At 63.5% G+C, this 17,266-nt stretch carries 18 protein-coding genes and 1 tRNA gene; 7 read left to right on the plus strand and 12 right to left on the minus strand.

Going from position 1 to position 17,266, the window contains the following annotated elements:
• Positions 1 to 686: 686 nt before the first annotated feature.
• Positions 687 to 1,769, minus strand: coding sequence for an ABC transporter ATP-binding protein (locus tag DPQ64_RS12905; protein WP_115864738.1), 1,083 nt, complete (start codon positions 1,767 to 1,769; stop codon positions 687 to 689).
• 2 nt (positions 1,770 to 1,771) lie between these two features.
• Entirely contained in the window at positions 1,772 to 2,443 is a 672-nt protein-coding gene (locus DPQ64_RS12910; RefSeq protein WP_115864739.1) for an RraA family protein, read from the minus strand.
• Positions 2,444 to 2,535: 92 nt separating this feature from the next.
• Here DPQ64_RS12910 and DPQ64_RS12915 point away from each other — a divergent pair, with 92 nt between their 5' ends.
• Positions 2,536 to 3,357 carry a carbon-nitrogen hydrolase family protein gene (locus tag DPQ64_RS12915; protein WP_115864740.1) on the plus strand — a complete coding sequence of 274 codons (822 nt, stop codon included), beginning with the start codon at positions 2,536 to 2,538 and terminating at the stop codon, positions 3,355 to 3,357.
• A 35-nt stretch (positions 3,358 to 3,392) separates the two neighbouring features.
• Positions 3,393 to 4,190 carry a TrmB family transcriptional regulator gene (locus tag DPQ64_RS12920; RefSeq protein ID WP_115864741.1) on the plus strand — a complete coding sequence of 266 codons (798 nt, stop codon included), beginning with the start codon at positions 3,393 to 3,395 and terminating at the stop codon, positions 4,188 to 4,190.
• 138 nt (positions 4,191 to 4,328) lie between these two features.
• On the opposite strand, the gene DPQ64_RS12925 is transcribed toward DPQ64_RS12920, so the two are convergent.
• The gene (locus DPQ64_RS12925; RefSeq protein WP_115864742.1) at positions 4,329 to 4,523 is read right to left on the minus strand and encodes a cold-shock protein; all 195 of its coding nucleotides are present in this window, start codon (positions 4,521 to 4,523) and stop codon (positions 4,329 to 4,331) included.
• A gap of 124 nt (positions 4,524 to 4,647) precedes the next feature.
• Here DPQ64_RS12925 and DPQ64_RS12930 point away from each other — a divergent pair, with 124 nt between their 5' ends.
• A complete protein-coding gene (locus DPQ64_RS12930; protein WP_115864743.1) occupies positions 4,648 to 5,064 on the plus strand; it encodes a hypothetical protein in 417 nt (138 codons plus the stop codon).
• Positions 5,065 to 5,182: 118 nt separating this feature from the next.
• On the opposite strand, the gene DPQ64_RS12935 is transcribed toward DPQ64_RS12930, so the two are convergent.
• Positions 5,183 to 5,851, minus strand: coding sequence for a hypothetical protein (locus DPQ64_RS12935; protein WP_157971699.1), 669 nt, complete (start codon positions 5,849 to 5,851; stop codon positions 5,183 to 5,185).
• Positions 5,852 to 6,016: 165 nt separating this feature from the next.
• A complete protein-coding gene (gene fer / locus DPQ64_RS12940; RefSeq protein WP_115864745.1) occupies positions 6,017 to 6,835 on the minus strand; it encodes a ferredoxin Fer in 819 nt (272 codons plus the stop codon).
• Between the two features lie 288 nt (positions 6,836 to 7,123).
• Between fer and DPQ64_RS12945 the strand changes: the two genes are divergently transcribed.
• The 3 genes from DPQ64_RS12945 (at position 7,124) to DPQ64_RS12955 (ending at position 9,957) form a co-directional block, all read left to right on the plus strand.
• Positions 7,124 to 7,891, plus strand: a complete 768-nt coding sequence (locus DPQ64_RS12945; protein WP_115864746.1) for a hypothetical protein — start codon at positions 7,124 to 7,126, stop codon at positions 7,889 to 7,891.
• Positions 7,892 to 8,043: 152 nt separating this feature from the next.
• A complete protein-coding gene (locus DPQ64_RS12950; RefSeq protein ID WP_115864747.1) occupies positions 8,044 to 8,355 on the plus strand; it encodes a DUF2892 domain-containing protein in 312 nt (103 codons plus the stop codon).
• Between the two features lie 399 nt (positions 8,356 to 8,754).
• On the plus strand, positions 8,755 to 9,957 hold the full coding sequence (locus DPQ64_RS12955) for an outer membrane protein assembly factor BamB family protein (RefSeq protein ID WP_115864748.1): 1,203 nt from the start codon (positions 8,755 to 8,757) through the stop codon (positions 9,955 to 9,957).
• A 234-nt stretch (positions 9,958 to 10,191) separates the two neighbouring features.
• Here the strand turns inward: DPQ64_RS12955 and DPQ64_RS12960 are convergent, their stop codons facing one another.
• The 4 genes from DPQ64_RS12960 to DPQ64_RS12975 form a co-directional block, all read right to left on the minus strand.
• Positions 10,192 to 10,455: a hypothetical protein gene (locus tag DPQ64_RS12960; RefSeq protein WP_115864749.1), complete on the minus strand. Its 264-nt coding sequence runs from the start codon at positions 10,453 to 10,455 to the stop codon at positions 10,192 to 10,194.
• A gap of 2 nt (positions 10,456 to 10,457) precedes the next feature.
• Positions 10,458 to 11,246, minus strand: a complete 789-nt coding sequence (locus DPQ64_RS12965) for a twin-arginine translocation signal domain-containing protein (RefSeq protein ID WP_115864750.1) — start codon at positions 11,244 to 11,246, stop codon at positions 10,458 to 10,460.
• 130 nt (positions 11,247 to 11,376) lie between these two features.
• Positions 11,377 to 13,656, minus strand: coding sequence for a bacterio-opsin activator domain-containing protein (locus tag DPQ64_RS12970; protein ID WP_115864751.1), 2,280 nt, complete (start codon positions 13,654 to 13,656; stop codon positions 11,377 to 11,379).
• A 252-nt stretch (positions 13,657 to 13,908) separates the two neighbouring features.
• Positions 13,909 to 13,982: transfer RNA gene (locus tag DPQ64_RS12975), tRNA-Phe, on the minus strand.
• Positions 13,983 to 14,082: 100 nt separating this feature from the next.
• On the opposite strand from DPQ64_RS12975, the gene DPQ64_RS19635 reads away from it, so the two are divergent.
• Positions 14,083 to 14,184 (plus strand): DUF2089 domain-containing protein, encoded by a 102-nt coding sequence (locus DPQ64_RS19635; RefSeq protein ID WP_232820573.1) that lies wholly within the window; start codon positions 14,083 to 14,085, stop codon positions 14,182 to 14,184.
• Positions 14,185 to 14,347: 163 nt separating this feature from the next.
• Here the strand turns inward: DPQ64_RS19635 and DPQ64_RS12980 are convergent, their stop codons facing one another.
• From DPQ64_RS12980 to DPQ64_RS12990, 3 genes are all read right to left on the minus strand, one after another.
• Positions 14,348 to 14,899: a hypothetical protein gene (locus DPQ64_RS12980; protein ID WP_115864752.1), complete on the minus strand. Its 552-nt coding sequence runs from the start codon at positions 14,897 to 14,899 to the stop codon at positions 14,348 to 14,350.
• A 129-nt stretch (positions 14,900 to 15,028) separates the two neighbouring features.
• Positions 15,029 to 15,808 carry an SDR family NAD(P)-dependent oxidoreductase gene (locus DPQ64_RS12985; protein WP_115864753.1) on the minus strand — a complete coding sequence of 260 codons (780 nt, stop codon included), beginning with the start codon at positions 15,806 to 15,808 and terminating at the stop codon, positions 15,029 to 15,031.
• A gap of 129 nt (positions 15,809 to 15,937) precedes the next feature.
• Positions 15,938 to 17,152: an acyl-CoA dehydrogenase family protein gene (locus tag DPQ64_RS12990; RefSeq protein ID WP_115864754.1), complete on the minus strand. Its 1,215-nt coding sequence runs from the start codon at positions 17,150 to 17,152 to the stop codon at positions 15,938 to 15,940.
• Between the last annotated feature and the right edge of the window lie 114 nt (positions 17,153 to 17,266).

Below are 17,266 nucleotides of genomic sequence, written 5' to 3' on the forward strand. Positions count from 1 at the left end.
CGAGTGGAGGGCGAGAAGCGCAAGAGGCTGGGGAGGTGTGAGGGCCGCGGTTGCGGTGCTGTGCGGATACGGTCGCGGTTGCGGTGCTGTGCGGTCACGCCTCGGCTCAAGCGATAGCTAGCTCCGACTCGTCGAGAAAAGAGTAGATGAAATCGTGAAGCTAGCTTCAGCTTGAGCATAGCCGCAACCGCACCGCAACAGCACCGCAGCCTCGAACCTCCCCAGCCGTCTGCGTTGTCCGCGAACGCAGTTCGCAGAGCAGCGAGACGCCTGCGGCGTCTCGCAAGCCTCGGCCTCCGCTTCGCTCCGTTGTCTCCAGCAATCGGAGATTGCTGGGATCGGACGGGAGCGGCGCTCCCGTCGACCTCGCGGGCCGCCGTCCCGCGCAGTGACGAACACCTCCGATTTCGGACCACGCTTACTCGTCCCCCGCGCGCGTTACCCGTCGCACCGACCGCAGCGCCGAGAGAGAAGCGATTCGAGAGTGCCGAGGGAGAAGCAGATCGAGAGTGCCGGGGGAACTGCTTCAAGAGAAGTTCCGGGAGAGAAGCGTTCACGAGAAGTTACTGAATGCGTAGCTCCGCGAGAACATCCAGCGATAGCTCACAGCCGAGAACTCGAAACCACCCGCGAAAACCACTCGCGAGCACGAGAAAACGCGCGCGAGCCGCAGTACGGCGACTACCTCAGTAGATGCACTCGCCGGAGTCCGCGTCGAACAGGAGGACCTGCTCGGAGCGGACCGTGACGTTCCGGGACTCGTCGTCGCCGATGCTCACGTCGCCGGGCACGATGGCCTTGAACGCCTCGTCGCCCACGTCGAGGTGGACGATCTTGTCCTTGCCCGTCGGCTCGACGAACTTCACGTACGCCTCGAAGCCCTCGGGGTCGTCGTCTACGAGGTCGAGATGCTCAGGGCGGATGCCGAGTCGGAGCGTCTCGCCCGCCGACAGGGAGCGGTCGGCTTCGCTCGGGTCGATGGGGACCTCCGCGAAGCCGAGGTCGGCCCGGAGGTCCTCGCCCTCGCCGACGAGCTCCACGTCGAAGAAGTTCATCGACGGCGTGCCGATGAAGTGGCCGACGAATTCGTTGTTCGGGTCGTTGTACACCTCCTCTGGCGGTGCGAACTGCTGGATCTCGCCGTCGTTCATCACGACGATGCGGTCGCTCATCGTCATCGCCTGCTCCTGATCGTGGGTGACGTACACCGTCGTCACGCCGATCTGGCGGTGGAGCTCCTGAAGTTCCTCGCGGATCTCGACCCGGAGCTTCGCGTCGAGGCTGGCGAGCGGTTCGTCGAGCAGGAACACGTCGGGGTCGAGCACGGTGGTCCGGCCGATGGCGACGCGCTGCTGCTGCCCGCCCGAGAGTTCGCCCGGGTTCCGGTCGAGCAGCTCCGCGATGTCGAGCATCTCAGCGGCGTCGACCACGCGGTCGGTTCGCTCCTCTTCGGAAATGCCGTTGATCTTCAGCCCGAACTCCATGTTGTTCCGGACCGACATATGCGGGTAGAGCGCGAGGTTCTGGAACACCATCCCCACGTTGCGCTTGTTCGGCGGCTCGTCGGTCACGTCGTCGTTGCCGAACATGATCTTCCCGCTGGTCGCCTCTTCGAGACCGGCGATGATGCGAAGCGTCGTGGTCTTGCCACACCCGCTCGGGCCGACGATGCTGATGAACTCGCCGTTCTGGATGTCGGCGTCGATGTCGTCGACTGCCTGTACGTCGCCGAAGCGCTTGCCGATGGCGTCGAGGCTGATCGACGTCATCCTCAGTCGTCCTCCATCTCCTCGACGAGGTCGTTCGCGGCCGAGATGTCGGCGACCGACTCGCCGTTCTCGATGCGCTCGATCGTCTCGGACTCGCTGTCGAGCGCTTCGAGGCCGTGTTCGAGCGCGCGCTCGGCCTCCTCGGGCGGGACGAACAGGACGCCGTCCTCGTTCATCAGCGCGACGTCGCCGGGTTCGACCACGGTACCGCCGACCTGCACGGGGACGTTGATGTCGCCGCCGCGGCCGTGGAGTCGCGTCGTCCGCGCCGAGCGCCCGCGTGCGAACACCGGGAAGTTCAGCTCGTCGATGTCCCGCGAGTCGGTGATAGAGCCGTCGATGACCGCAGCGGCGGCCCCGCTGGCCATCGCCCCGCGCGTGGTCATCTCGCCCCACGGCGCGTGTTCGGTGTGGCCCTGCATGTCTACCACGATGACGTCGCCCTCCTCGGCGACTTCGGTGGCCTTGTGGACCATCGTGGAGTCCTCCGGCGGGATGCGGACCGTCACCGCGGGACCGGCGACCTTCAGCGGGCCCGACGGGCCGGTGTCCATGTACGAGAGTTCGGCCGACGGGAAGCCGAAGTGGAGGTGGTGGCCCACGTCGTTCGGCGATATCGATTCGAGTCGTTCGAGGAGTTCCTCGTCCGGGCGCTCGAGGTCGTTGATGACCATGTCATGGCAAGGCAATTCACGACACAAGACCGTTTACGACCACTCCTCGGTAGTGAATTACGTATTTTATGTGGAGATTGGTATCACACCCTATGGCCAAGCCAAGAGTCGCGGTCTGCCAGATGGATTCGAAAAACGATAAAGGGGCCAACGTCGAGTCGGCGCTGTCGCTGCTCGACGAGGCCGCCGAGGCGGGCGCAGACATGGCCGCGCTGCCCGAGATGTTCACCTTCATGGGCGACAAGGACGAGTACCGCGGAGCCGCCGAGGAGATCCCCGGGCCAGTGACCGAGAAGCTCTCCGAGAAGGCGAGCGAACACGACATGTGGGTCCACGGCGGGAGCATGTTCGAGGTCGCCGACGAAGACGACAAAGTTCACAACACGACCGTGGTGTTCGGGCCGGACGGCGAGCAGGAGGCCCAGTATCGGAAGATTCACCTCTTCGACGTGGAGATCGGCGACGACGTGGTCACCCAGGAGTCCGCGCGCGTGGTCCCCGGCGAGGATGTCGTCACGGTCGACACCGACTTCGCGACGGTCGGACTGGGCATCTGTTACGACCTCCGGTTCCCCGAACTGTTCAGCAGCCTCGCCAACCGCGGAGCCGACGTCATCGTCCTTCCAGCCGCGTTCACGAAGCACACGGGCAAGGACCACTGGCAGTCGCTGCTCCGCGCCCGGGCCATCGAGACTCAGTCGTACGTGGTCGCGCCCGGACAGATCGGCGACAAGCCCAACGGCGTCCCGAGCTTCGGCCGGTCGCTCGTCGCCGACCCGTGGGGGAACGTGGTCGCGAAGGCCAGCGACACGGTCGGCGTAATTACCGCCGACCTCGACTTCGACTATCAGGACACTGTTCGGAGAGAGTTGCCTTCTCTAGAACACAAGCGGCCTGAAATATACGATATTTAGGAAAACAGTCGAAATACCTATAAAGGGATAAACGAATGACCATCCAAGAGATGGGGACGTCACTCGCCGACGACTTCGCGATCTACCTCCACGAGATGGGATTGTCGGAATACGAGGCCAGAGCCTACCTCGGCGTGCTCCAGAGCGGGATGACCACCGCAAAGGAGATCTCCGAGGCGGTCGACATCCCGCAGTCGCGGGTGTACGACGTGCTGGAGTCGCTCGAATCGAAGGGGTTCGTCACTGTTCAGCCCGGTCGTCCGAAGAAGTTCGGTCCGATAGAGCCGGAACTCGCCATCAACCAGTACGTCCAGCACAAGCGATCGAACCTCGAGGAAGAACTCGATCAGAGTCGGAAGATCGGCGAAGAGTTTCTCGACGAACTGGAGGGCGAGCAGTTCCAGTACCGCCAGACCGACGAGATAGACGTGTTCTGGTCGTACAAGGGTCGGAACTACATCCTCAAGCAGTTCGGTCAGTACTGTGCAGCCTCCAACGACGAGATCCGGATGATCACCAAGGGCGGTAGCTTCGACCGAATCGTAAGCAACCACAAGGAGGTTCTCAGGGACCGCAACGAGCACGGCGTCGACATCCGCATGATCACACCCATCGACGGGGTCAGTGACGTGGTGCTCGAGACCGCACAAGAGTGGGCCGACGTCCGCCACGCCGAGGACATCGAAGGGCGAATTTACCTCTTCGACGACCAGCGCGTACTCATCGCGTGGCTCAGCGAACAGGAGGAACGGTGGGTGGCGATGGCGACCCAGAGTTCGCAGTTACGGACGACGTTCGGTCAGTTGTTCGAACTCTTCTGGGAGAACGCGTAACCGTCTCGGACGTTCCCGGTGTACTGCAGGTATCGGCGTCCAGTCATGCTAGGGGCTCGTTTCCAGCTATCCGGGGCGCTCGACCGATGCCGTCGCTAGTCGCTCGAAATAAATAAGTTAGTTAGTTGGAAGCTCGACTTAGAGTCGGGTGACGTTGGTCGCCCGCGGACCCTTGTCCGCCTGCTCGATGTCGAACTCGACTTCCTGTCCCTCTTCGAGGTCCGGGCCGCCAACGTCTTCCATGTGGAAGAAAACGTCCTCGTCCTCGTCCTCAGTGTCGATGAAACCGTAGCCGCCCGTGTCGTTGAAGAAATCAACCGTACCTTTCGCCATTGCAGTCGTATCGAGTAGCGCCGCAGGGATAAGGCTTCCGAGTCAAACGTTATCATGAGCCATCACCTGACAGATCCGAGTGAGTACCAAAATTATTAACAGTCGTTAATCGGTGCCTACTACCATGTCACGCGTCCTCAAAACGTCCGGCTTCCTCGGTCTCGCCACCATGATGGTCGTGGGAATGTACCAGAACGTCCTCGTCGCGTCCGGTGACGCCGTACCGGCCTGGATGGTCGGCGGCCACGCCCACCTTGGCGTGCTGTCAATCCTCGCGATCGTGATGGGGTTCGCGGTCGACTCGCTCGCGGTCGAGGGGCGGCTCCGGTCGGCGGTTACCGGACTCTACGTCGTGGGACAGTGGTGTCTCCCGCTCACGGTGTGGCTCGCGGCCGGGTTCGAACTCACCTTCCTCCACCCGACCGCGTTCCTCTGGGGCCTCTGTCTCATCGTCGCGATGCTCCTGATGGCGTACCACACCGCCACGTCGCCGGCCGACGACGCGCAGCGTCCGGCGACCGGGTCGCTCGCGGACGACTGAGTTAGGGGAGTCCAACACTCGGGAGTCAGCGAGAAAAGACGGCCGTCGACTCGTTTCGACCGACTCTCGCCTAGTGACGGTCCACTCGGGCAATGATGCTCCATGCGGAACCGTTCCGTCACTCCGCGTGGGGGACGACTTCTTCGAGCAGATACTGGAGGTACTCCTCGGAGTCGAACGTGCTCGGCCGATAGATCTCGACGTAGCCGCTCTCGGACGCGGTCAGTTTCACGTCGTGGTCGCCGTACGTGCAGTCGAGACCGAGCTGGTTGAGCTGTGCATCGTCCAGCATCGCGCCGACCTCGGGGTCGTCGAGCAGGTCCGTGCCGTGGAGCACGCCGTTCTCGCAGTTGCCGTCGTTGCCGTAGAAGCCCGCGCGCCACGGCTCGGCGTCGTCCTGCTCGTCGAGGAAAGCGTCGAGGTCGAGGCTCGCGCGCTCGATGTCGGCCCCGGTGTCGTGGGTCACCAGATCGAACGCGAACGTGCCCTTGCCGCTCCCGGCGACGACGAACTCGCCGGGGACGCCGCCGATCTCCGTCACGCGCGTCTCGGTCGCCGACCCCTCCTCGACGCGGACCTCGCCGAAGTCGAGTTCCGTGGTGGTGCTGTCGACCACGCGCTCGACCGCGGCGCGACCCTCGAACGCGACGTGGCCGGTCGGCAGCGAGAAGACCCTGCGCACGTCGAGCACGCGTTCGAGTTCGTGACCGTCGCTCTCGACCGTGTCCGAGAAGGAGTCCACGACCTCGAAGTCGTCGCGGACGATCCCGAGTACCCCTGCTTTCATGACACTTCCGTTCAGACAGAGGGTAGTTAACTGGTTCGACTTCGCGCGAGTGGGGCCGAGATGCGGTTCGAGTTCGAACAGAATGGCCGAACTAGACGGGCCGTAGATTCCGTCGCGGACTCGCTGTAACTCCTCGTGGCGGCCGCGCACGTCCTCGACCTGACTTCAATCGTCGGCGTACCGGTGCTCGAACGGGTCCGGCGGCAACAGCAACTCCTCCAGGTCCGGCATGTGCTTGACGTTGAACAGCACCTTCAGCTCGCGCGTGATGGGGATTCCGTTGCAGGACAGCCGGATACCCTCGGCCATCAGGCCGTCCGGAAGGACGTGACTGGCCGGCATCGACAGCTCGCCGTCGACGAGCTTGATCGCGCAGTTGGCACACGCCCCGCCGCGGCAGGCGAACGGCCACGCGAAGCCGTAATCCTCGGCCGCTTCGAGGAGCGACTCGCCGGGCTGGACCTCGAACCGGCCGTAGTCCTCCTGGTCGAGGTCCGCGCTGGCCGCCTTCTCGAAGAGGTCCTCGTCGTCGGCCTCCCACCCGAAGTCCGCGAGCACGTCGTAGTCGAGGTACGTGACTTCGGAGGTGATCCGCTGGCTCGCGGGGTCGGACTGCTCGCGCTCGCGTTCGCGGTTGCGCGCCCGCCCGCGGTTCTGCGCCCGCTCGTGCGCCCCGGCGCGCGCTGTCCCGCTCTCGTTCTGGCCGGGTGCGGTGTCGTTCGTCCTCCCCGGCGTCGCGTCGGCGCTCTTCGACGCGCCAGTTGCCCCGCTCGCTGTTTCGCCCCTCGCACTCGGCTCCACCTCCGCCCCGTTCTCCTGATCGCCGGCTTCGATGCGCTCGTAGGCTCGCCGGACCGCACGGAACTCCTCGACCGAGCCGCCCTGGTCGGGATGGGCTTCCTTCACCCGCTCCCTGTAGGCTTGCTCGACCGCCTCGTCGTCGGCGTCGGGGTCGACCGAGAGGACTTCGAACGGGGACTCCATCACCTCTTCCTAGCGAAATCCGAGGTAAAAATCTTCGCCGTCCGGCCGGACGAACCGCTTTCGTCGCGTTCGTTTTCTCGCTACCCTGTCGAGACGCCCCGATCCGGAGATCGCTACTGTTCGTTTCGTTGTTCGATTTCGGTGGTGCTACGCATCGAGTGCGAATCCGGCCGACACCGTTGATTGTCCCCGACGGATACAATCCCTACCCTGTTATAATCCGCACCGTATAATTTCTATTCCTAGAAGATAAAATTATATTCTAGGGGGAAGAATAACGAGTGCAACATGCAACAGTCACGACGTTCGCTCCTTCGAACGCTCGGCGTATCGACGGCCGGCCTCGGAGTCGTCGGCGGTTTCGGTGGGGTCGCGTCAGCCACCAGAGACCCGACCGACTGGGACACCTACACAGAGGCTGCCGAAATCGACGACGGGGAACTCGGAGGTATGGTCTCGACGGTCACCGGGTTCGACTCGTTCCAGAGCGCCGTGGACGAGCCCCGGTTCAGCGCGAGCGCCTCGTTCCCGCTGTCGTCGACCGAGAACGGCATGATAACCGTACTCGAAGACGTCTCTGTCGAAGTCACACCGGTTCTCGTTCCCGACGAAGACTACGCGCCGGAGTTCCGTCGTTACGACGGGATCCATCCGTACCGGACGGGCGACGACCACACGCGCGAGGAGGGTAGTTCCGACGTACTCGAGTACGGCCTCGACCTCGTGTGGTCGAACCTGATGGACCGGTTCAGCCCGATCAGCGTTCCGAGTCCGTTCGGCGTGTCGCCGGACAGCGGTCCGTCGATCTCACAGAACTCGTGGAAGGGGAACAAGAACGCCGCCTTCACGGCCGCGTGGAACGGCGAACTCGAAACCCACCCCGACACCGCGAACTTCGCCGTCGACTTCTATCCGAAGTTCCCGCGCGCCGGTGACGACGGCGGCGCACCCGACGGCATGTACATCTACGACGTCGACTTCAAGGCCGAGATCAACAACAACCTCGGGTCGGACGACCTCTGGAACCGACACACCATCTCGTTCACGGTCGGGTAGCGCGTCACGGGGCCGCTCTCCACCCCGCCGCAGAAGCACGGTCGTTTTTTCGCGTCAGGAAATCTCGGGAGTACCCACGGGGAGTCGACCACCGCACACCCAGACGTATCGCGAGGGATGAACTACAAGAGTCCGGAGCGTCATGCTGTAGTATGGACCTCGCCGAGAACCGCGATGGCCGCGATTCGCTCGTCCGCACCGTCCTCGCAGTCGCGCTGGCGCTCGTCGCGTTCGCCTCGCTCCGGAAGGGCAAGCGACTCCGGGGCGCGCTTGCGGGCGTCGGCGCGCTCGCGCTCGGGTACGCCGCGACTGGGGAGTCGACCGAATTGGCGGGCTCGCTCGATATCGAGACGACCCACGAGGAGGCGGAACTGCGCTGTGCGGTCTGCGGCGACCCCATTCGGCCGGGCCAGTCGCGCGGCCCGAACGAGAACAACGAGATCGTTCACGACGACTGTCGGTGATTCTGACGACGGAAGGAGCGTGACAGGAAAATGCCCCCGGACCGGGACCCTCGGCCAAGATGGTCCGGGTATGTGGCTCGCTCTGTTCGGTGCGGTTGACTTCCCGGGGCTCAGATTCGCTCGGACCGCACAGTACACAACTGGCGCTCGTTTCGGTCGTCAGCAGAAGGATACTGTCGATAATATAGTCCCCAGCATCCGGACGTTCGCGATGCTGCTGGCTATCGACACCTGGTTTCTACGTCCGTCGAAGGGCCAGGGAGTACGGTCGAATGTGGAAGTCTGATGCTAAAACACTCTCCGTCATCCGTAACACGGGGTGTGCAGCAGTCACCACTGTCCCAGCGACGCTAATCACGTAGTCTCGTATTTTAACAGTGGCTTCTTCGACTTCCCTCCATGGCTAATCGAACGATAGATCGGCGACGGGCACTCCAACTCATGGCGACGACGGGATTCGCGTCCCTCGCCGGCTGTTCGGGTGACAGTGACACAGCTGATTCAGAGGACGACGGCGGCGACACGGAGACCGATGACAGCGACGTCACGACCGCTGACGACGCCACTGGTGGTACGACTAGCGAAGGTACGGACGAGGACTCTCCCCCGTCCGGATTCGAGACACTCTGGGAGACGGAGTTGCTGGAGGACTCCCCGAGTGCGGACCAGTACACAACTGCGACTGGCGCTGACTTTCTGGCCGTCGCGGTCGAGAACGTCCTGTACGGAATCGACACGGAAGAGGGCACGCTCAGTTGGGAGTTCTCCGACGGTGGTGACATCGACGCACTGGCGGTCAGCGACACCCACGTCTTTCTCCATCACTCGGCAAACACGGGTCCGGGAACGGTGTACGCGGTCGATCAGGCAAACGGCGAAAAGGCCGGGCAACGCCAGGGGGCATCGGACCGACTCCCGATGCTCGCGCTGTCGGACTACGTCATCATCCCACACGAGTATCAGAGCTTCGACGACGGCCTTTATGTCATGACGCCTGACGGGGGGCTCTACGGGAGCCTCACGGAGGTACCGGGGGTCAAGTGGGTCGACGGCGAAGGTGATTACGTCGTCGTCGGCCGCTGGGATTCTAGCGACAACGCCGGGGTGGTCGGTCACGATCTGAGCGTCGACACTGGTAGCGAACAGCGTTGGACGCTCCCTGATCTCGAACTGTTCGACACGACCGTCATCGACGGGACGCTAGTGGCACCGAACGAGGACGTGTTCACCCTGATAGACATCGAGACCGGCGACCGGACCGACGTCTCGGCCGACACGGAACTGAGCTCCCAGGGGATCGTCTCCGCCGGAGGGCTGGCGTTTCAAATGCATCAGGGCGGAACCCTCCACGCGGTCGACCCTACCGCCGAAGCGGTGGCCTGGACGACTGAAGAGGGTCTCGATTCTCTCACCCGTCTGACCTCGACCGGCGACGCAATCGTCCTTCGGCACCCGGACCACTATCTCGCGCTCGACCCGGAATCGGGTGAGGTCCTCGCACAGGGTGGTACTCCACAGGAAGAACCGCTGTCTGTCACAGCCAACGGACAGGGGCTCTACTCGTGTGGCACGACCATCACTGCCCACGACGTCGAGTTTTGAATCGCACGTCCCTCGTCGGCGACCACGCGTCGAGTTGGAACGAGGGACTGCTGCAAGCGGGACGCTACGCGTGTATGCTCCGGGTTTAATCGGGTATGTTTCGTCCGGCTAATGCGTTATGGAAAATGGCAGTTCCTCGGCACGCGAGGGGACGCGACGGCGACTCACCGGACCGGACGAACGGTGGCTGTCTGTGGACTCGCCGCCGAAATATATCGGGATGCTGACTTGACCTCACGCACCCCCGTCCTGCTGTCCGGATCCATCGCCGAGGGTCACCGTGAATTCGTCACTTCGAACCGCCCCGTAGTAGGCCGCGCAGCCCACGAAACCGAGTACACTGCCGATTGCGAGAAGGACGACTCGAGCGATATCCGAGGCAGTCAGACCAGCCCCGACCAGCACCACGCCGACAAGCAGGAACGGGGTCCCGACGATCAGTTTCAACACCCTCGCCTTTAGACCTCGGACGGTGAACGAGATGATTCCATCGGTCATTGTCACCGCTCGTGATCCGTGAGCATCATCTCGATGAGCACCTCACCACCCTGTTCGAACACTAGCGACACTGCAAACGGGTAGCCATCCGCGAGGCAGATCGTCTGCGCCTGATCGACTGACTCCGGGTTCACTGTGAATTCGGTACACGTAACACCGTCTACTGTCGTTTCTCCAGCGACGTCGACGGTTGCAGTTTCCCAATCCTCGTTTTCGCCCGTGCTTCGGACAGTGAAGGTGTTTCCAGCGCTCAGGTCACCTCGCTGTCCGTAAATAAGTGCTGCTCGAATCAGCGGGAAGTAGTTGATGTCACGTGCCTTCTCGACTTCGTCGAAAATACTGCTGTGCGTGCCCGAGATGGACTGTGTGTGCGACTCCCCATTAGCAACCGTCTTTCGTTCGACCGTGACGTCGTCACCGTCGACCGAGGTGACGGTCCACGTTTCTTCGCTTTCCCCGTCACCGAAGGTCGTGTCGTACGTGTACGACTCGCCCTCGGAGAACGTGTACGTCGGGAGTTGACTCTCTTCCGGTGTATCCTCCGGTTGCTCGGTTTCCGTGTCCGCCGATTCGGACCCGTCCGCTTCCGTCTCCGTTTCGGTCGATTCTGACTCGTTAGCCGACGCCGTCTCTTCGGTCACTGTCGAGTCAATCGTCCCGTCGCCCTCACTCTCATCTGTATCCGGGTCGGCATCACTGTCGTCACTACCACTACAGCCAGCGACACCGAGTGAGACAGCGACCGCCCCCAGCCCTTGGAGAAATTGCCGCCGGTGGGATCGCTTACTCATGGGTCACTCCGTGCAATCGGTAGTAGCGCTGTTCGAGACGGCGCTCCTCGGAGACTTCGGAAGTGCTGTGATAGTCCACACTGACGAGTCGCAACGGGGAGATAAAGTAACAGACACTATTTGTGTAGCGTCACTCGTCGATAAGGGTCGATATGATCGTTCGCTGGGCTTTGCGCAGGTGGCCGTGGAGCGTCGGCGAGGCGATATTCAACGACTCGGCGACCGCTTCAGCCGTGCTCTCACGCGGCCAGTCGAAGTATCCAGCTCGATAGGCTGCCTGCACGGATTCGCGTTGTCTGTCGGTCAGTTCGTCGAGAACGCCGCCCGGGCGACCAACTGTCGTCACGTCTCGGTCGTACTCGCGGGTCGAAACGAGTTCGGCCCCGTCGTACTCGGTTTGGACGTGGGCGACGATATCACGAATGTTGGTGTCGGTAGGGGCTTCGATCGTCAGACGGACATCAGTGGTGTCTCCGGACGCGTCGCGTACGGTTGCCCCAACACTGGTGACCGTGTCGAGAAGCGGCGACGAGGACATGACGAGTTCGAGGCGGCCGCTGTCATCGTCCAGCCGGATGACTCGTGCGCGTTCGACCCGCGGTTCTTCGTCCAGTTCGTCCACGATACTGTCGAGTACTGGCTCGTCGGTAGACAGATACAAAATCCATTGGTCCCCGGCCGAGACGTACCCGTCGAGCGTAATCGAACAGTCGAACTCGGTCGCTATCCGGGCCAACAGAGAGTCGGAACCGGGAATCCGAAATCCGAGTTCGACCACGGTATCGGCAAACAGTAGCTCGCGGTTGTTCGCGGCGTAGATTACGGAACCGACCGCGCGACCGAGGACTTCGAATCCGGCCTGAGCGCGGTCACCGAAGGCCCCCTCGTGAGTAGCATAGACCACGAGCACCCCGTACACTGCGTCACCGTCCCGAAGCGGAACCGCCATGATCGCTTCGAAGCCTCGGTCGCCTGCCACCTCCGGCCAAGCTTCGCCGGGTTCGTCGCCGGGGGTAGTGACTGTGACCGACTGGCTCCGGAGTGCCCGGTTCTCCGGCCACTGCTCGAAGTCGTCGGTACCGGTCACCGCATCGAGATACCCTCGGTCGTCACCGGCTCTCACCCGAGGGACGATGTGGTCGCCGTCAAACTCGCGACCGCCAATCCAGGCGAACTGATAGAGATCGGACGCTAAGAGCTGCTCACAGACCGTCTGCTCGACGGTATCCCGACTGGCAGTTTTGAGCGACTCCCGGGTGGTTTCGAGCAGGAGTTGCGTGATGCGATCCAGCGTTTCGAGTTCGTTGCGCTGTCGTTCGAGCGTTCGCTCGCGTCGGTTGCGCTCCGTGACGTCCCTGATGATTCCCACGCTCCCGGGAAACTCACCATCCTCCGGTTCGTGACGTAACCGATAGTTCGATTCGAGTTCGATTCGCTCACCGCTGGCCGTCTCGGTGAGTGCCTCGACGGTCGCCGTCGTCAGGTCTCCCTCGATCACCCGCTCGCGTATATCCGCAGCCATCGCCATCTGACTCTCGTCGACGAACAGCGTTCGCGGGTCCGTCCCGAGCAGTTCCGAGGCCGGTCGCTCGAAGATGTTGCACATCTCCTCGTTGACGTATGTGAACTCGAGATTCTCGTCGAGCGTGTAGACGCCGTCGACGACCATCTCCAGAATCGTTTCGTACCATTTGATATCCTCGATGCGGTCGGTGATGTCGTAGCAGACGAGACACCGAACGGTCTCACCAGTGTCCAGACGCACGTTCGTTTCCTGGACTTCCTGTGTGAGACGCTCGCCGTCCACGGTACACAAGTCGAGTTCGACCTCCTGGTCTTCAGTCTGTAGTCGTGCGAGCCGGGCGTGGTGATCAGTCGGAACCAACGTCTCGAACGGCATCCCGTCGAGATCGGCGTGGTCGTAGCCGGTTCGGTCCGAAAGTGCCCCGTTCCATCGGTCCAGTCGGCCCTCGTGATCGAGTGTGAACACAACGGCATTCATCTCGTCGAGGAGTCCAGTGGCGAGACTGGGGTCCGTAGTAAATTCTGTCTCGCGGGGGGCTCCCTGAAACTGGTCGTCTTCCGCTTCGGTAGCACTCCAGACGAGCTTGCCGGTGTCGGTCACCGATACTGTGAGTTCGAGTCGAGTTCCACTGGTGGCCCGAACCCGGCCCTCCCATCGGCCCTCGGCGCGAGTTCGTTCGAACGCCGCCGCCAAACGTTTGCTCTCCTCGTCGTCGAACGCGGTCTGCCACGGCTCCCCGATTAGCGTGTCAGTCTCGCTGCCGAGCATCGACGCCAGCTCCGACGAGACCGAAACGAACCTGCCGTCTGCCTGAATTCCGACGGCTCCTGGGAGGGCATCAACCACGTCCGCCAACGGCTCAAAAATATTTGTTTCACCATCCATTCGTATGTGACGTCCCCGTTGTTTCGCGGCGAGCGTGTAAATCCCACGGTGCACGTAACTTCGCGTCTCAGACCTCGCAGGCTACACTACGTGTTGGGTCACAGTCGAACAGCCACTGGTCTCGACAGGATACGAAAGTGTGTGGTCAGGGTGTCTGTGCTCGTCGGAGTAATAGCCGCCCACCTATCAGTGCGGGCGCTTTCGCTGCCCACGGTCTCGGCCGCGTCGCTCCCTCGCTGGTTCGCAGGAAAATGCCGCCTCCCCGATTTGAACGGGGGACAGCTCGATCTTCAGTCGAGTGCTCTCCCAATCTGAGCTAAGGCGGCTCACTCGCAAAGTGGCCCAAGATAGAGAAAAGCGTTTCGAAAATCCACGACGGAGCCGGGACAAGTTCTTTGCCCCCTGCCAACGAATTCCAGGACCGTCATGGGCGACCGCGCGTGCTACCTCGACTTCTGTCCGGTGTGCGACGCGCAAGTGACCGTCGTGGACGAGGAGTGTCCCGATTGTGGGACTTCTCTGGAGTGACTGTTGCTTGCCGATAGAGGGGTAGCATCGGGTACTCGTTCTCAAAAGCCCTCGACGCGCAAGCGCGCCTCGCCCTTTCAGTCCACCAGGACCGCAGATGTTCCACCGGCCGAAACCACCTCTTGGCTTCACCTATCGACCACCGCGGAGATCTGCATCTCACCTACGCCACCTTCCGGCGCTCCTCGAACCGAGCGGTCCCGTCGGCCGACCGGACCACCGTGATGATGGTCACGTAGCCGTCGTTTCCCTGGATGGCCGCGCCGTCCGCGTAGCCCAGTTTCACGCGCTTCGTGGAGGTGTGAGCCTCGCCCGCGTCGAGTCGCCCCACTGTCTCGTTGCCCTGCCAGAGCAGGTCCCCGTCGGCGTACAGGCTCGTCGTTACTCGAACGTCCTCGCGGGCCTCAGACCCCACGTTGGTCAGCCGAGCCGTCACGTCTCGACAGGTGGTCCCGCAACTCTCGATGCGCTGGATGGCGAAGTCGTAGCCCGCGTCCTCGCCAGCGGTCGCGGTCGTAGCTGCGGCGGTCGCAGTCCCAGTTGGCTCCGAGGGAGTCCCCGAGTCCGTGGCGGTAGTCGTCCTTCCGGAACCCGCTGGTTCGTCAGGCAACCCCTCGAACGCGTCGCCGGGAGCGAGTCCCCCCGCGAGAGCCCCGACTCCGAGGACCCCGAGCAAGACCACCGCCGCGAGCAGGCCCGCTCCGGACCGGTTCATCGCTCCCCTCCCGAGTGTCCGCGTCGGTCCATGACGGCCGCGTTTCTCGCGGCGTGTTATAGAAGTAATGAATCGCTGTCGGTCTTTGAAATTCGGGACTCTCGTCGCGGCCAACCGTGACGGCGTCGCTCAGACGTCCGGTGTCTCCATCACGTCCGGGACGCCCTGCGCGGTGATGGTCTCGCCGACGACGTACGATGCCGCGGGGCTGGCGAGGAACTGCGCGATATCGGCGATCTCCTCGGTGGTGCCGATCCGGCGCTGGACCTCCTCGCGGTCGATGTTCTCGGCGCTGACGCCCATCTGGCTCTCGACGCCCGGCGTGGCGACGAACCCCGGCGAGATGCAGTTGACCCGAACCCCATCACCTGCCCATTCATACGCGAGCGTGGTCGTGAGGTTGACGACGCCCGCCTTGGCCGCGCCGTAGTGGCTCATGAGCGGCGCGCCCTGTTGCCCGGCGACGCTGGCGAGGTTGATGACCGCACCGCCGCCGTCCTCCCGCATGCGCTCGCCGGCGACCTGCGTGCAGTGGAACGTGCCGTGGAGGTTGATGTCCACGATGGTCTCCCAGCCGTTCTCGCTGATGTCCTCGAACTGGGCCATGAAGCTCGCACCCGCGTTGTTCACCAGCACGTCGACGCCGCCGAACTCCTCGACGGTCGCGTCGACGAGCGCCTCCACCGCGTCGCGGTCGGTCACGTCGCACTCCACGGCGAGGGCCGACCCGTCGCGGTCGCTCTCTTCGATGGCCTCCGCCACCGGGTCGACGTTGCCCTGCTCGCGCGAGCAGACCACCACGTCCGCGCCGTCGTCGGCGAACCGCTCGGCGATGGTCCGACCGATGCCGGAACTCGCGCCGGTCACGATGGCGGTCCGGTCGGCGACGCCGAACTGCTCGGTCGTCACGCCGCTCCCTCCGTGGTCGGTCTCGCCGGTGAAGTTCCCATTGTTAACACGAGTTCCTGATTCTTGCCCGATGTTAATAAATATGGCTGAGGGACAGCATTCGTAATCTCACTTCGGCCGACCGGTTCCCTATCCCTCGTACCGCGTCAAGTGCTCGACCTCTCTCGGGTCCACGTCCTCGAAGGCGTTCCGCGCAATCACGCGCTTGTGGACCTCGTCCGCGCCGTCGATGATGCGGAACTGCCGGACGTTCTCGTAGAAGTCCGCGAGCGGGAGGTCCTTGCCGATGCCGCTGCCCCCGCAGATCTGGACCGCGGCGTCGATGGCGTCCTGCGTGACGTTCGCGGCGAAGGTCTTGCACGTCGCCACCTCGATTCTGGCCTCCTCGCCTGCGGCGATCTGCCGGGCGGCGTGGCGCACCATCGTCCGGACCGCGTGGAGGCGCGTCTCGGCCTCGGCGACCTCGAACCGGATCGACTGCTTGTCCGCGAGCGGTCCGTCGAACGCCTCGCGCTCGCTGGCGTACGCCTTCGCCACGTCGAGCGCGCGCTCGGCCATCCCGGCGAAGCGCATGCAGTGGGTCAGCCGCGCGGGGCCGAGTCGCTGCTGGGCGATGGCGAAGCCCGCGTTCTCGTCGCCGAGCAGGTTCTCCTCGGTCACCCGAACCCCGTCGTACGTTATCTCGGCGTGGCCGGTCCCCGTGACCTCGCCGCCGACGTGGGGGATGTCTCGGACTACCTCGACGCCCGGCGCGTCCGCGGGCACGAGGAATATCGAGCAGCCCTCGTACGGGTGGGCGTCCACGTCGGTGCGGGCCATCACGAGCAGCACGTCGGCCTCGCTGCCCTGCGTGGTCCACCACTTGTGACCGTCGACAACCCACTCGTCGCCGTCTTTTTGGGCGCTCGTGCGGATCATCTTCGGGTCCGAGCCCGCGCCCTGCATGGGTTCGGTCATCGAGAACCCCGACCGGATCTCCCCGCGGGCGAGCGGGCCGAGCCAGCGTTCTTTCTGCTCGTCGGTGCCCACGAGTTCGAGGGTGTGCATGTTGCCCTCGTCCGGGGCGTCCACTCGCAGGGCGGTCGGGCCCAGCAGACTTCGCCCGGCCGCCTCGAAGACCGGGAGGAGCTCCCGGAAGTCCATCCCCATGCCGTCGTACTCTTCGGGGACCTGCGGCGCGTACACGTCGTACTCGCGCGCTCGCTCGCGGAGTCGGTCGATTGCCGCCTCGGGGACCGGTCCGGAACCGAGGTGCTCGCGCTCGACCGGAACCACCTCCTCCTCGACGAACTCCCGGACGCGGTCGGCGACCTCGCGGCCGCGCTTCGGGTCGTCGTACTCCATACGAACCCGTGTCGGCAACGATGTAAAAGTATTTCTCCGATTTCGTTACCCTCGTAAGTTCTTTACCGGACTCGTCCGAACAGTGGTCATACGACTGGGGCGTTCGCGGGCGGG

The sequence above is a fragment of the Halorussus litoreus genome (genome assembly GCF_003382685.1).
Taxonomy (GTDB): domain Archaea; phylum Halobacteriota; class Halobacteria; order Halobacteriales; family Haladaptataceae; genus Halorussus; species Halorussus litoreus.

Coding starts and splice junctions, on each gene's coding strand:
- DPQ64_RS12905 (WP_115864738.1), bottom strand. CDS start 1,769: ATGACGTCGATCAGCCTCGACGCCATCGGCAAGCGCTTCGGCGACGTA.
- DPQ64_RS12910 (WP_115864739.1), bottom strand. CDS start 2,443: ATGGTCATCAACGACCTCGAGCGCCCGGACGAGGAACTCCTCGAACGA.
- DPQ64_RS12915 (WP_115864740.1), top strand. CDS start 2,536: ATGGCCAAGCCAAGAGTCGCGGTCTGCCAGATGGATTCGAAAAACGAT.
- DPQ64_RS12920 (WP_115864741.1), top strand. CDS start 3,393: ATGACCATCCAAGAGATGGGGACGTCACTCGCCGACGACTTCGCGATC.
- DPQ64_RS12925 (WP_115864742.1), bottom strand. CDS start 4,523: ATGGCGAAAGGTACGGTTGATTTCTTCAACGACACGGGCGGCTACGGT.
- DPQ64_RS12930 (WP_115864743.1), top strand. CDS start 4,648: ATGTCACGCGTCCTCAAAACGTCCGGCTTCCTCGGTCTCGCCACCATG.
- DPQ64_RS12935 (WP_157971699.1), bottom strand. CDS start 5,851: ATGAAAGCAGGGGTACTCGGGATCGTCCGCGACGACTTCGAGGTCGTG.
- fer (WP_115864745.1), bottom strand. CDS start 6,835: ATGGAGTCCCCGTTCGAAGTCCTCTCGGTCGACCCCGACGCCGACGAC.
- DPQ64_RS12945 (WP_115864746.1), top strand. CDS start 7,124: ATGCAACAGTCACGACGTTCGCTCCTTCGAACGCTCGGCGTATCGACG.
- DPQ64_RS12950 (WP_115864747.1), top strand. CDS start 8,044: ATGGACCTCGCCGAGAACCGCGATGGCCGCGATTCGCTCGTCCGCACC.
- DPQ64_RS12955 (WP_115864748.1), top strand. CDS start 8,755: ATGGCTAATCGAACGATAGATCGGCGACGGGCACTCCAACTCATGGCG.
- DPQ64_RS12960 (WP_115864749.1), bottom strand. CDS start 10,455: ATGACCGATGGAATCATCTCGTTCACCGTCCGAGGTCTAAAGGCGAGG.
- DPQ64_RS12965 (WP_115864750.1), bottom strand. CDS start 11,246: ATGAGTAAGCGATCCCACCGGCGGCAATTTCTCCAAGGGCTGGGGGCG.
- DPQ64_RS12970 (WP_115864751.1), bottom strand. CDS start 13,656: ATGGATGGTGAAACAAATATTTTTGAGCCGTTGGCGGACGTGGTTGAT.
- DPQ64_RS19635 (WP_232820573.1), top strand. CDS start 14,083: ATGGGCGACCGCGCGTGCTACCTCGACTTCTGTCCGGTGTGCGACGCG.
- DPQ64_RS12980 (WP_115864752.1), bottom strand. CDS start 14,899: ATGAACCGGTCCGGAGCGGGCCTGCTCGCGGCGGTGGTCTTGCTCGGG.
- DPQ64_RS12990 (WP_115864754.1), bottom strand. CDS start 17,152: ATGGAGTACGACGACCCGAAGCGCGGCCGCGAGGTCGCCGACCGCGTC.